We start from the raw sequence: 14,066 nt of genomic DNA on the forward strand, positions 1-14,066 counted from the left end.
TTTGCTTTTATTCGATTGCAGGAGTTTTTTATGTGCTTGTATATATAAACAAGACCTGAGACTGTTGTTGCTATTGCAGTTGCTGTATCACATAATAAATTAATCAAAAATTTCATCATAATGTATATCTACAGATATGTTGTTTTAGAGTTAGACAGTATTTCAAGTATTCACCCCAAGATAAGATTGAAAAGATATGTTAGACGAGTATAAAGGGAAGAGAAATTTTAAGGCCACTCCAGAGCCTGACGGAATTAACAAGTTAAATAGAAATGAAAGTGAGAATCGCATATCAAATAATCATAATTCACCAGGAACAAAACCTAGATTTGTGATCCAAAAACATGAAGCTTCAAGATTGCATTACGACTTGAGGCTTGAATCAATTAAAGAGAACGTTCTTCTATCTTGGGCAGTTCCTAAAGGACCCTCTTTAGATCCATCTAAGAAGAGACTTGCAATACAAACTGAAGATCATCCAGTAAGTTATTTGTTATTTGAGGGGGTAATTCCTAAAGGAAACTATGGAGCTGGTACCGTAATAGTATGGGATACTGGTGAGTATTCAATACAAAGAAACACTTTATCAAAATCTACCGCCACAAAATATGCAGAAGTTACCGGATCAGATGAAGAAGATGTATCAGAAATGATAAGAAAAAATAACAAGATTACCTTCAATCTATATGGACAGAAATTACAAGGCAAGTTTTCGCTGATAAGAACCAAGACAGAAAATCAATGGTTATTGATAAAATTAGATGATGAATATGCAAATGGATTATCCCGTAAGGATAAGGATGAATATGAGGATATAACAGAAAGTAGACCCGAATCTGTGCTAACTGGAAAAACAAATAGAGAGATGATCCAATACAAACACGAAAAATCTTTAGAAAATAATATTAAAGATCCAGATATTGTTACTAGACACCCCACAGAAACCAACACGGTTGCTTCGAATATACCAAATACGAATATAGATACCAAAAATCCTCCACCATCACCATCACCATTTATTAACTCATCATTAAAACAGACATTCTTTAAAGAGGCGAAACCGATGTTATCGTCTCTTACAGATAAACCATTTAATGATAAGAACTGGATTTTTGAAATAAAATGGGATGGAGTAAGAGCTATCACTCTTGTAAATATACGAGACAAGGCTTGTTTTATAAGATCACGCAGTGGCGATATTATCACTCATCGTTATCCAGAGATTGAAAAAACCTTAACGTCTGCATTAAACGAAGCAATTATCAAAGACTTTGCCGTTTTGGACGGGGAGATAGTTGTTTTGGATAAGGAGGGATATCCTAATTTTCAAAATCATCAAAAAAGAATGAATATCGATTCCTTAAAGAGTATTGACATTTTGTCTAATCTTTATCCTGCAGTATATTATGTATTTGATATATTATATTTAGACAATAATATCCTAAAAGAAACGCCTTTTATAGAAAGAAGGAAAATACTATCATTTCTTATTAAAAAAGAAAACGAGAAGATAAGGTTATCCGACTATGTCGAGGAATTTGGTATAAACGTTTTTGAAACTATAAAGAGTATGAACCTTGAAGGGGTAATTGCGAAACATAAAAACAGTAGATATTATAGTGGTACACGTTCCAAAGATTGGCTCAAAATAAAGAATATCAAAACTCAAGATTGCATAGTAATTGGATATACAAGAGGTGAAGGTAACCGGAAAAATTATTTTGGATCCCTTTTACTTGCTGCTATAGATAATAAAAATAAAAACGATAACCTAGATTCTCCAGATGACAGTCAATTAAAATTCATAGGTCATACCGGAAGTGGATTTAATTTTGAAAACCTTCCTATAATTTATCAAAAATTAAGAGAGATAGAAACTATACAATGTCCCATTAGAAACGTTCCATATCTTAACAGGGAGACAATATGGGTAAAACCCACAACAGTAATAGAAGTGAAATTCAACGATTGGACCAACAATAAGATTATGAGAGCACCTATTTTTCTAAGAGTTAGAAACGACAAGCCCCCCTCTGAATGTGTCATTGAAATAAGTGATAGAATATTCAATGATATCGCAGCAGGTGATATAAATAAATCCCAAGTTAATAACAATATAAACAAAAATAAGCACAGTAGTAGTCCCGTAACAGAAAATAACAAATCCTTTTCCCATTTGAAAAAGGAATTCTGGAAAGCAACAAGAGATCGCCCCGCTATTACGAAAAGAGACTTGATAGACTATTATGATAAAATGAGTATGCATCTGCTACCTTTTCTTCAAGACAGACCTCTATCTCTTAGTAGATATCCAGATGGGATACATGGAAAAGCATTTTATCAAAAGGATTGGAAGTTTGACAAACCTACGTATGTAAAAACAGTTAAAGTATATTCAGAATCAAATTATGAGGAGGAGATTAACTACATTGTATGCAATAACAATGAAACTCTATTATGGCTCATAAATTTAGGATGCATTGAAATACACCCATGGAATAGCAGAGTTAACGATTACAATGAATGCAATAAGATGGATTTGTTAGAAACAAAGGAGTGTGGCCTAAATTATCCGGATTTTATAGTTTTTGATTTGGATCCTTACTTAAATGTTGACGATGAAAATAGTTCAAAGGAACCAGCATACGGTTTAGAAGCTTTTAAAGAGACAGTAGAAATTGCATACGGTTTAAAAGATATTTTTGATGGATTGAATTTTAAATCGTATGTAAAGACTTCGGGAAAAACGGGTCTACATATTTTCTTACCAATAATCAACTTGTATTCACATAAGCAAGCAAGGGAATTTGCAAAGGTAATATCACAAATCTTAAAGAAAAGTATGCCGAGTAAAATTACTACAGAGTGGAAAACAACTGATAGAAAGGGAAAAGTGTTCTTTGATTATAACCAAAATTCTATTGGCAAAACACTTGCATCGATTTTTTCGGTAAGGCCGATAGAAAACGCCCCTGTATCTGTCCCATTAAAATGGGAAGAATTATCAGGTATTATACCCACCGACTTTACAATAATGACAGTGCCCGAAATATACAAGAGAAAGATAAACTCGTGGAACGACATTTTATCATGCAGGCAAAATCTTGAAGAAATTCTTAATGATATCTCGGATTTCAAAGTATAAAGAACGCAAAAATGCCTATTAATTAAGGGGAAAGCCAATCTATGATGGTCCTCTTCTTTTGGTCCTTTAATAAAGATAATTAAGTAAAAGGATTGACATATATTAGTTTTTAGAGGATCTGCTCCTTTGAACGCTTGCTTTTAATGCCTCTATAAGATCATTGCTTGTATCCTTTGAGTCATCCCTCTCTTCCGTTTTATAGATAATCCCTTTAGATTTTGCAGTTACTAATTTTTCTAATTCTTTTGCATATTCGTCTGAGTATTGTGTTGCATCAAATTGTGAACTAGTCAAATTTCCTACCAACATTTTCCCAAGTTCTAATTCTTTCTCATCTATAGGAACTAATGATCCAGATGATTCGGACCCTGGCATACCTTCTATTTCATCTATAGGTGTTATCTCTTCTTGAAACATTAGCTGATGCATTATCAAACCCCTTTGGTATGGGCGAATGGCAACTAAATGCTCCCTATCTTTAAGAACTACTTTGCCTATAGCAATTTTGTTTGTTTCTTTTAGCGAATCAACAAATAGCTTAAAGGCCTTATTAGAAGCTGACACCAAATTTTCTTTTTGTTTGCCTCTCCTTTTTTTTGCGGATCCATCCGTAGATGGCGATACATAATAACTCTTTTCGATAAGAATAGTATCAAAATCCTTTAAATCTATAAATTCTTTAATGTCTATTGTCTTTGTAGTTATTGCTTTGATTTTATCCAAGTCTTCTTTTTCTATTATAACATACTCGTCTTTTGATATCTTGTACCCTTTCTTTATTTCCTCATAGGGAATTTCCCTCTCCTCTACTGGACACCATTTTTTGTATTGAATCTTATGTCCTTTTTCATCTAATTGATTAAAGGAATATTCATTGTTGCCATCTAACACAGTAAATAACTTTATGGGAATGTTTACTAACCCGAATGATATACTGCCATTCCAAACACTTCTGGTCCCCAAAGTTTGTCTAAAATATTATGATGACCTGTCTATTTATAACGATACATAAATTATAATTTTACATTGAATTAGAATTTTTTTATATAAGATAATAAATAGAACTCGCAAGAAGGTGTTATTTTATCAAAAGTCAATATACTATCAAGTGATCTAATCTTTGTACAAATATACTCAATATCACACGTACTAATACTAAATTCAATTATGGGAATTCAGTAGAGTTATAGTGTTCAAGAGCATTACAGGCAGTAACATTATTGTACATACATTCGTTAATGAGATGATCCATGTAAGTATTTTGGTTCTGTGCAAAAATTTCTTGGGTTGCGATTGTTGCCGTGGCACTTATAGTTGTACTTGCGACTGAGATCATAATGACTAGAACAGTCAAATTGGTATTCATTTGATCGATTTTAATCCATTTAATGTATATAGGTTATGGTATGATTTAACCTCATAATTATTATTATAATATGAATAATTAATTATAGCCACGCAAAGGGCTTAATCAACTACTTTCTATCCATAGTAGATTCGAGAAAAGGAAGTTCACAAAAAATATTTTGGCAATTATCATTTGTAAAATTATTTTTTGATTTAATTAAATAATCCCAATATCTTAATTTGAAAGTAATTTTTTGTGAATAAAAAATTCAATTGTCAATATTATCCATCTTTGTAGCAGCTGCACTAGTTGGATCAATAGTAGCTATTAGCAGGATTGATAACCAAGCATTTGCAGGCGGTGACAACCACCATGGCAAGAAAAAGAAATCAAATGAATCAGAACAGAGTATAGGTCAAAATTCAACTATAGCTCAAGCATCAGCCTGTGACTCTTTGGGAGATACAACAGCATCCTGTAACAATGTTGCATTATCATTTAACTTAAATGATGGTAGCAACGCAGCAGGTCAACAATAGTCGCCTTATTTTTTCATGTGTGCGGAAGCTCTCATTCATTTATGCGATTATTAAAACAATTACAGTTAAGAAATGATTAGACTTAAGCATCACATAAGAATTTAAATCTAGCAGTTACTTTTAGTCTTAAATGCTAGCAAGCTAATTTCAGTTATTGGATGAATAATTGCTTTAAACATTTTGTCTCTTGTAGCAAATTTCTGTACAAGATCTACTTATCTTCTGTAGAAAAATATCCGATCCAACCTTTGAATAGTTAAGTTCTCATCAGAACTATGATCATTATTTAATCTATTCCTCAGAATAATTCCCTTTATTAAGAGATAATTAGTTGAAAGTCGGTTTTCAATTACTAGTAAAAAGGAAAAAAATAAAGTCACAAATCAAAACTGCATTTTACCATAATCCCAAGTAGAATAAAACTTTGGATTAATTTCAATAAGTACAACTTCTCCCTTCTTTGATTCTTCAGATATCATTTTTGCGATTGGGTGGTCCAATGTACCAAGATATTTCAAACTAATTTTGTCTCCTAGCGGTCCAACAATTTTAAGATCATCTATTATGTTCGCAACACCTTTGCCTTTAACACCTCTGACTGGAGGATTTTCATCATCTATAGAAAAATAAATTGTCGACCTCTTTCGAATATTTTGGGTTTTCTTAGCTGATCTAGATGTGTTTATCCAAAGTTTTTCTTTATCTTTGTCGTAGTAAAACCAAACGGGTTGGATGTTTGGATCACCTTTTTCATCAACAGTAGCTAATTGCAGATTCAATTTACTTTCAAGAAATTTCTCCGCTTCTTCCCTGGTCATACCAGGTGTTTCGGAGGCAGCATTAATGATCTTCATATTAATTAATTGTTAGATATGTAGATAAAAGTTCTTTTCTTTTCTCTCCTTTGATCTATTATTAAAGAAAATTTTCTGTTTTAAATATGTCAAGTGATGAATATGAGTATAAAAAGAAGAAGGTTTCTTATTTATTGATGTATTAGGTTCGACTTTGGTTTAACTTGCGGGATCTAATTGTTATTTTTCCTTGACCATGAATTTTGGTCGAATAAGATGTTATACCAATGTATGTTAAATTCAAATCAAAATGATATCATGTCACTATTATCAAAATCAATAAATATCCTGTTTGATTGTTCAAGATAAACATCACATGATCACAGATATCATAGGTTTGAATATAGGCTCATTTGAAATTATTCAAACTATAGCGTTAACATCCTTTGCTGGTTTCACATCTTTTCTTGGCATATATATGGCTAAAAGAATAAATTTTTCTCGCAGGGCAGTTTTAGCCCTGACCTCTTTTGGTGCAGGTATCTTAATAGCTGCAGCAATATTTGAAATGGTAGTAGAAGCGGAGAAGTTGGTTGGGTTACTAGTGACAATTATTGCATTTATCGCTGGTGCAATTTTGTTCTCTTTTCTTGATTGGTTAGCGGAGAAAAAAGGTGGTGGAGCGGGCATATTACTTGGCATGGGTATGGATTCTATACCTGAATCATTAGCAATAGGTGCCGCAGTAGGCTCTATGGGTTCAGCTGCAGCTCTTGCTTTTCTTATTGGAATTCAAAACGTGACTGAAGGTGTAGCCTCTTTTCATGAAATGAAGGAGAGTAATTCGCCTCTCAACAAAATAAAAAATATATTCATCGCAACTGCCATAATTTCAATTATTCCTGTTATTATGGGTCTTGTTGGATTATTTTTTATGAAAGGGATGGATACTTCGATTGGTATTATCCTCGCACTATCTGCAGGCGGGATTTTTTACATGCTTCATTTTGACATGATACCAAAAGCTCATAAGGAGAAGGAATGGTTGACAACGTTTGGAGCCATTATGGGTTTTATAATAGGATTTGGAGTATCAATTGGCGTAGGTTAATACAACTTAAAGATCTCGGATGACGGTTTTATCGACTACCTCTATTACCAGATTGATGTCGTGAGTGCTGGCAGGTGAAATTACAACCGACAGAGGAATACCTTTCTTTTCTGTCAAAATGTGTCTTTTTGTGCCTAGTTTGCTTCTATCAGTGGGATTGTTTCCTGTCTTGTCCCCCCTAAAGGCGACTTTACGGATATAGAATCGATAGACTGCCAGGTCCAGTTGATACCAATTTTATCATCATAGTTTTTCAATAGTTTGATCCATGCATTCTTAAATACATCTAGTTTATTCCACTCTTGAAATCTCCTATGACAAACAGAACCAGAACCATATTCCTTGGGCAACATTTTCCATTGGCATCCTGTTCTAAGAACGTAAAGAATACCATCCAATACCTTTCTGTATGGTATAATCGGTCTACCCACAGTTTTTGGTGGCTTTTCTGTTGGCAGTATCTTCTTAAACTCGTCCCATAATTCATTGGGAATCCTTCTGATGGTGGGAAGAGTATGTATTGCTTTGTCTTCCTTAGTCTGGACACAGATCACGGTTTACCAAGACAGATAAGGAGCTATATTTCTATCGAATTTTGGGATAGGCTCTTAGATGATATACTAGATATATCTATGAAAGTAATACATATTCCTTCTTCCTTTTGTAATTCTAGTAGAGAATGATCTCTATTTTAGCTATTGTACCGTTATACTGTTACCATTGAGTATTAAGATGAACGATTGATATTCAGATAAATTAGTATCTGCTAACTACTATTGATCTAGATGGTCGTTATTAGGACAGTAGTTATGGAGGAGTCTATGAATGTAGGGTTTGATAAAATGAAGATCTTGAAATTAACTGATCGTTCTGGACTAAAGTCAGATCATATAACAATATATCTTCATAACCTAGCAAACAAGATCATCAATATATAGTTGAACTTTTAATTACCACTAATAAATGAGAAGCATAATTGTATCAACTGTACTTCTTTTGTTTTTGATAACAAATTACAATGGGTTGGCAGTAGCAATCGCTCAAGAAGAAGATTTTACTATAAGCATCAATCCTGGCGCTACTAACAGTGCTAGTCAAAATCCAATAGCACCAGAAAATCTTACTATATCTAAAGATACAACTGTTACATGGGTGAATAAAGACTCTACTTATCATCAGATAGTATCCGGAAACCCAGATACAGGACCGTCGAATATTTTTTATGGAGATTACTTTGGCCCCAGTGAATCATATAACGTAACTTTTGATAATGCCGGTATTTATCAATATTACGATCCCAATTGGAGTCACATTAATGGACAAATAACAGTAGAGGATGTAGAAACTACAACAGAAACCGGGACTATTGAAAATACCTCAGATATGACTAGTAGTATCGATCAGGTATCAAATGAGACCAATGTAGCTAATGAAATCAAACCTAATGCCAGTATGATTGATAATATTGCCCCTATTTCATCATTACTTGGATCCATTGCATCTGGGGAAAATCATACTAACCAATCATCGGCTTCCGCACTATCTACGTTATCAACCGACCCAACTCTTGACAGCATTATTGATAAAGTCCGTCCATTTTTCAACCTTTTATCTGGTGAAAATAATAACCAATCATCGGCTTCTATTTCATCATTACTTGGATCCATTGCATCTGGGGAAAATCATACTAACCAATCATCGGCTTCCGCACTATCTACGTTATCAACCGACCCAACTCTTGACAGCATTATTGATAAAGTCCGTCCATTTTTCAACCTTTTATCTGGTGAAAATAGTTTAAATGGTACTCTTGATTCAATCATTTCTGCATCAAACCAGACGTTAGAAGAAAACCCGATCCCTGAAACAAATCTTAGTAGCATTGAACCTAAGTTATTATCTGGTGAAAATATCGATCCTGTCATGAATAACAGTTTTTCTTTGCAAAATAGTTCTACTACTATTTCTCTTGAGGAAGAAAAAGTAAAAGTCCAAAAAGACTTGGCCGATTCCTTAAGAAAGGCAATAAGCATTGGTATCGAAATTCCTGAAATCACTGGTTTTGATGACGATAATGCTACTGTTTACATAAAGGTTAATGTGATTAATCCCATAGATAGAATAGCAAACACATCTAACTTTCCAATACAGATCAATTATGATGATATAGAAGGTATACCTGGGGTTAGTATGATTTTTGCCAACGAAGCTGGCATGATTCAAAAGTTACCCGCAAGTGCATATAACATAGTGTCGGCTGCATCCCAAACAGGAGATCAGTCGCTAGATGCACTCTTGAATTCTTATTCATCTGCTTATTCTGAAGGATGTTCTGGTAGTATTTCTTTTATGGAAACAAAAGACTGTATTATTACCAAAGAATACTCAAATATGCCTATGAATAATACTACAGAGAAAACAAATTAATCGACTTATCAGAACTTTCCCATCTCCTCAATTTTTTACTGTCACATGAATCACAAATAATTCAATCAAATGCTAGAAAAAATCAACAAATTCTTTTGAAATCATTGAGGAAGTATAAATGGAATTGAATGAAATTATTACATTGTGTATCTTTCTTGTAGTTTATGCTATTATAACGGCTAGATCAAAATTAAAGAATATTCCATTTTGGTTGATAATGTCCATAGGAGCGATTCTTGTTTTAGGATTTGGAGTAATTTCAGTTGATTCGGCTATGAAGTCGGTTAATATTCAAGTCATAGGATTTCTATTCGGAATGTTCAGTATTACTTCTGCACTAGAAAAATCAGGAGTATTAAACTATGTAATTCAAAAGATATTGATCAGAATTAAAAAAGTCAAGTACATTCTAATGATTATCGTAATTTTATCAGGATTTCTGGCGGCATTTATTGTAAATGACACCGCAGCTATTATCATAATTCCTTTTGCAATATCAATTTCTAAACAATTAGGTATCAAACCTTCTGTGATTTTGATTTCAATCGCAATGGGAATAAACATTGGAAGTGTCATGACTCCCATAGGAAATCCACAAAACTTGCTTATTGCTAGTCAGAGCGGCATATCTATGCCATTCATTACATTCTTTGCAATACTTGGACCTCCTACAATCATAAATTTATTCCTAAGCGGACTAGTATTGTCTTTTTATTATAAGAAAAATATACATACAAAGTCTCTTTTACAAGAACATAATCCAGATAGTTGTGATGATTACAATAATTATGATTATAATAATAGGTTTGATGATGGAGATTCTAGAATCAAATCAAATTTGACTCGATTTTCATTTGCTAACAAGTTTGCCAAGATTTCTGTGATCGTTTTCTTATCGACTATTGCAGTAATAATTATATCGGAGGTATTCAATATCCTATTTGAAGTAATTTATCTAGATATTGGTACAGTATCACTTTTGGGTGCCGCTTCATTATACATATTCTGTAAAGAAAGAATTCCGATTTTAAAAAGTGTGAATTATTCTGTTTTGATCTTTTTTATAAGTATGTTTATATTTACATCGGCTTTATGGACCTCAGGACTAATTCCTGATATTTTACGACTTTTTCCTCCAATTAATTCAGATAATACATATAATTTGGTTTATGATAATGCAATCATTTCTGCGGTCAGCATAATACTAAGTCAAATACTGAGTAATGTGCCTTTTGTAGCCACGTATAATCTATATATGATCCAGAATGGTTTTGATGGAGATGATGTATACGCATGGTTAATGCTAGCAGCAGCAAGTACCATTGCCGGCAACCTTACCATATTTGGAGCTGCAAGCAACATCATCATCATGCAAACTGCTGAGTCCAGAGGAGTCAAAGTGTTCACATTTTTAGAATTCTTAAAAATTGGATCTGTAATAACGGGATTAAATATTACGGTCTTTTATTTATTCTTGATATTTCATAGTTCCTATAACTTGTAAGCGAATTTTTATTTTTTTATTGAATTATTAATCGTGTCAACAAGACAGAGGATAACTTAAGAATCCCAATAGTAGAATTATCAAAATGAGCATAGAAAATTTTTTGTGATCATTTGAAAGAGAGAAATGCGACTACATATATTTCATAAATCAGATGTCGCTAACTTTCTTATGCTGCCACAACAACTCTTGCACAAACTACTTAAAATAGAGTTGATACACCTGTAAGATTATAAGTCCCATGATTTAGAATTAACAGGATTTCTGCCAATGAAGACATTCGAAACAATTTGACAAAATACGAGAAATTCAACGGTGGAGAAGCCGAGAAGGTAATGCTTTATCATGAACTTAAACTTGAAAATCTAAAAATAATTAGCGACAAGACCAATTATTTAGACATGGATACGGCTAAGATTCCAATAGTAGAATTTGTATGCGATAAGTGCAAGTCGCCTCTAGAAAACCAACATTATCCTTCCAAATCTGATCTTTTTTGTATAAATTGCAATTTATCATACCCTTAACATTTAATTTCTAGGATGTATCAACTCATAACCAGTCAGAAAATTATAGAATCTTATTATTGTCGTTGTTGTTAATGGGTTGATAGTTCCAAAATTGAATTTAAACGGGGTCATTACAGAATAGACCGATCTAAATCATGCATGTTTCATATTTGAATTTTATTTCAGTTACATATTCTCATTATCTCCACCAAGCTGTTCACGAAGTGCAGGGGCTACTTGCGTACTTATTAATTTCGTGGCCTGAATTAGTTTTTCATGTGGTAACGATCCTGGGTTCATCATAAATGTGAATCTAGAGATGCCCCCTAATGCTTTGCTGTGTCTAATGATCTTTTCAACTACATCATGAGGATCGCCTATGACTAAGGCACCGCTTGAACTATTCTGAATATCAAAACTTTCACGTGTCATCTTGGGCCATCCACGCTCTCTTCCAATCTCTGTCATAGTATGAGCATAGCCTGGGAAAAAATCATTAATGGCCTCTTGAGTTTTATCTGCAACATATCCCAACGAATGTATACCGACTTTCAGTTTGTCAGGCGAATGTCCTGCTTGTTTTCCTGCCTCCCTATAAAGATCAATAATGGGACGAAATTGATGTGTTTTCCCTCCTATTATCGCGACCATCAATGGAAGTCCAAGAGTACCTGCACGCGCAAATGATTCAGGTGTTCCACCAACACCTATCCATATAGGTAAGGGATTTTGTAGGGGTCTTGGATAAACTCCTTGCCTATCGAGACTTGGTCTATATTTTCCGGACCAAGTTATATACTCATTATTACGGATTTTTAATAACAAATCTATCTTTTCCTCAAAAAGTGAGTCATAATCCTCTAGTGATAGCCCAAAAAGAGGAAAGGCTTCGATGAATGAGCCGCGCCCTACAACCATTTCGGCCCTACCTTTTGATATTAGATCAAGGGTAGCAAATTCTTGAAATAATCTAACAGGGTCTACAGCGCTTAGCACAGTTACTGCGCTGGTAAGTCGTATATGCCGAGTGCGTGCAGCCGCAGCCGCCAATATTACAGCAGGCGCTGAATCTAAGAATTCTCGTCGATGATGCTCTCCTATTCCAAAAATATCTAATCCAAGTTGATCGGCTAATTCGATTTGTTCTATCAATTGCTGCAGACGCTCCGCCGGGCTAACGGATAGGCTGGAGTCATCGTGGGCAGCGGTAAAGCTATCTATCCCTACTTGCATCTAATTAATCTATGAAAGTTTTTGTTATTTAAGGACAGCATAAAGTTTCATGGCATTAGTTATATACACAGCTCGATCTAATTTCATAGAACATTATAGATTATTATATCAGTTGATCATCATTGACACGTTACTATAGAATTATCTATCAAAATTTCATTCGAAACTCGATCGAGTTTCTCATTTCTGAAGTTTCCACATAATCTTTCTGATCTAAACTTCTACTACAATCATTACCTCATGAGGAACAACGGCAGAATTAATATGTTTTGATGCCGGATTAATTATGATTCATTTGGTATCTATGTGTGTTGGTATATCAAGTTCATAAGTCGATAATCTTATTTAAGCAAAAAAAATAATTAGACAATAAAATAGATAGATTTATTATTTTGATGTTTTTGAAAATGCTTCAGCAGCTGCTTTCTTAATTTCCTCCTCACTTAGATCTTTTACATGTGTTGAGATTGACCAAATATGGCCAAATGGATCTTGTATGCTTCCATGTCTATCTCCCCAAAATTGATCGGCAACAGGGTATAAAACTGTGGCACCTTCCGAAACCGCAAGATTGAAGGTTTTATCTACATCCTCGACATACAGATACAAAGAAACTGGACTTCCGCCAATACTTGCAGGTGATAGACACTTCATTTCCGGAAATTCATCTGTTAACATGATTTTGGAATCTCCTATTTCCAATTCTGCATGAGCCACAGATTTGCCATCTGGTGTCATCATGGTTCCCTTATCTTTTGCCTCGAAAACTTTTTTGTAGTAATCTATTGCTTTCTTCCCATCTTTTACTACCAATGAAGGTGTAATTGAATGATAACCGTCTGGAATTTTTTTTATATTATTCATTTATGACTTTGAATAATCAAACTTAGATTTATGATAGCTTGTCAAAACATATTCACCTTTGTATTGTATTTGATTGATTAGTATATGGTATATATGTAATACACTGCGTAATGGATTATTTCATGTTTATTCTAAATTTATCCTATCGATTAGATCGAATTATTTTCATATCGATAAATGCTCATTTAATATAGCTATTAACCTTAATGGCAGAATAAAAATAATTTAACTTATATCTCTCTTATCACCATTACTCAAAAACTAGATGTCTGGTAGATTTCTAAATATCCTGCCAATGTATTAACTTTCTTCATAATGTATAGCATATATTAGAATGATCAATGGATTTAAAGATAATATCTCTCCTTCAGGAAGGATAAACAAATTTGATAATAATTATCCTTCGATTGTAATAATTATGCATCAATTAAGAGTTATTCTTTTGTGGTTCTGATTATACAATATAAATTGCGCTCTTGCGGACTAACCAACTACTGCAATTGAGAACGGCAACAGAAACAAGTTTCCATAACAGAGGATAGTATGTTATTAGGTTGTGCGGATCCTGCCAGATCATCAACTTATTCATCTA

General features: G+C 33.6%; 13 protein-coding genes. 6 read left to right on the top strand and 7 right to left on the bottom strand.

What is annotated here, in order from left to right:
- The first annotated feature begins 196 nt into the window (after positions 1-196).
- Positions 197-3,145 carry a DNA ligase D gene (gene ligD, locus ACMT7R_RS07320; RefSeq protein ID WP_415310965.1) on the top strand — a complete coding sequence of 983 codons (2,949 nt, stop codon included), beginning with the start codon at positions 197-199 and terminating at the stop codon, positions 3,143-3,145.
- A 102-nt stretch (positions 3,146-3,247) separates the two neighbouring features.
- Here the strand turns inward: ligD and ACMT7R_RS07325 are convergent, their stop codons facing one another.
- Positions 3,248-4,108: a Ku protein gene (locus tag ACMT7R_RS07325; RefSeq protein WP_415310966.1), complete on the bottom strand. Its 861-nt coding sequence runs from the start codon at positions 4,106-4,108 to the stop codon at positions 3,248-3,250.
- Between the two features lie 202 nt (positions 4,109-4,310).
- Entirely contained in the window at positions 4,311-4,511 is a 201-nt protein-coding gene (locus tag ACMT7R_RS07330; protein ID WP_415310967.1) for a hypothetical protein, read from the bottom strand.
- 254 nt (positions 4,512-4,765) lie between these two features.
- Between ACMT7R_RS07330 and ACMT7R_RS07335 the strand changes: the two genes are divergently transcribed.
- On the top strand, positions 4,766-5,032 hold the full coding sequence (locus ACMT7R_RS07335) for a hypothetical protein (RefSeq protein WP_415310968.1): 267 nt from the start codon (positions 4,766-4,768) through the stop codon (positions 5,030-5,032).
- A 383-nt stretch (positions 5,033-5,415) separates the two neighbouring features.
- On the opposite strand, the gene ACMT7R_RS07340 is transcribed toward ACMT7R_RS07335, so the two are convergent.
- Positions 5,416-5,886, bottom strand: a complete 471-nt coding sequence (locus tag ACMT7R_RS07340) for a pyridoxamine 5'-phosphate oxidase family protein (RefSeq protein ID WP_415310969.1) — start codon at positions 5,884-5,886, stop codon at positions 5,416-5,418.
- Positions 5,887-6,202: 316 nt separating this feature from the next.
- Here ACMT7R_RS07340 and ACMT7R_RS07345 point away from each other — a divergent pair, with 316 nt between their 5' ends.
- Positions 6,203-6,937: a ZIP family metal transporter gene (locus ACMT7R_RS07345; RefSeq protein ID WP_415310970.1), complete on the top strand. Its 735-nt coding sequence runs from the start codon at positions 6,203-6,205 to the stop codon at positions 6,935-6,937.
- A 6-nt stretch (positions 6,938-6,943) separates the two neighbouring features.
- Here the strand turns inward: ACMT7R_RS07345 and ACMT7R_RS07350 are convergent, their stop codons facing one another.
- Together ACMT7R_RS07350 and ACMT7R_RS07355 are read right to left on the bottom strand one after the other, a co-directional pair.
- Positions 6,944-7,054: a hypothetical protein gene (locus ACMT7R_RS07350; protein WP_415310971.1), complete on the bottom strand. Its 111-nt coding sequence runs from the start codon at positions 7,052-7,054 to the stop codon at positions 6,944-6,946.
- A gap of 17 nt (positions 7,055-7,071) precedes the next feature.
- Positions 7,072-7,491, bottom strand: coding sequence for a transposase (locus ACMT7R_RS07355; protein WP_415310972.1), 420 nt, complete (start codon positions 7,489-7,491; stop codon positions 7,072-7,074).
- Between the two features lie 409 nt (positions 7,492-7,900).
- On the opposite strand from ACMT7R_RS07355, the gene ACMT7R_RS07360 reads away from it, so the two are divergent.
- From ACMT7R_RS07360 to ACMT7R_RS07370, 3 genes are all read left to right on the top strand, one after another.
- Positions 7,901-9,364 (top strand): hypothetical protein, encoded by a 1,464-nt coding sequence (locus tag ACMT7R_RS07360; protein ID WP_415310973.1) that lies wholly within the window; start codon positions 7,901-7,903, stop codon positions 9,362-9,364.
- A 118-nt stretch (positions 9,365-9,482) separates the two neighbouring features.
- Positions 9,483-10,868, top strand: a complete 1,386-nt coding sequence (locus ACMT7R_RS07365; RefSeq protein ID WP_415310974.1) for an SLC13 family permease — start codon at positions 9,483-9,485, stop codon at positions 10,866-10,868.
- A gap of 290 nt (positions 10,869-11,158) precedes the next feature.
- Positions 11,159-11,395 (top strand): hypothetical protein, encoded by a 237-nt coding sequence (locus ACMT7R_RS07370; protein WP_415310975.1) that lies wholly within the window; start codon positions 11,159-11,161, stop codon positions 11,393-11,395.
- A gap of 168 nt (positions 11,396-11,563) precedes the next feature.
- Here the strand turns inward: ACMT7R_RS07370 and ACMT7R_RS07375 are convergent, their stop codons facing one another.
- Together ACMT7R_RS07375 and ACMT7R_RS07380 are read right to left on the bottom strand one after the other, a co-directional pair.
- Entirely contained in the window at positions 11,564-12,610 is a 1,047-nt protein-coding gene (locus tag ACMT7R_RS07375; protein ID WP_415310976.1) for an LLM class flavin-dependent oxidoreductase, read from the bottom strand.
- A gap of 387 nt (positions 12,611-12,997) precedes the next feature.
- Positions 12,998-13,474: a VOC family protein gene (locus tag ACMT7R_RS07380; RefSeq protein ID WP_415310977.1), complete on the bottom strand. Its 477-nt coding sequence runs from the start codon at positions 13,472-13,474 to the stop codon at positions 12,998-13,000.
- Positions 13,475-14,066: the final 592 nt, after the last annotated feature.

Origin of the sequence: Candidatus Nitrosocosmicus sp. FF01 (genome assembly GCF_047711275.1) — an archaeon.
GTDB lineage: Archaea > Thermoproteota > Nitrososphaeria > Nitrososphaerales > Nitrososphaeraceae > Nitrosocosmicus.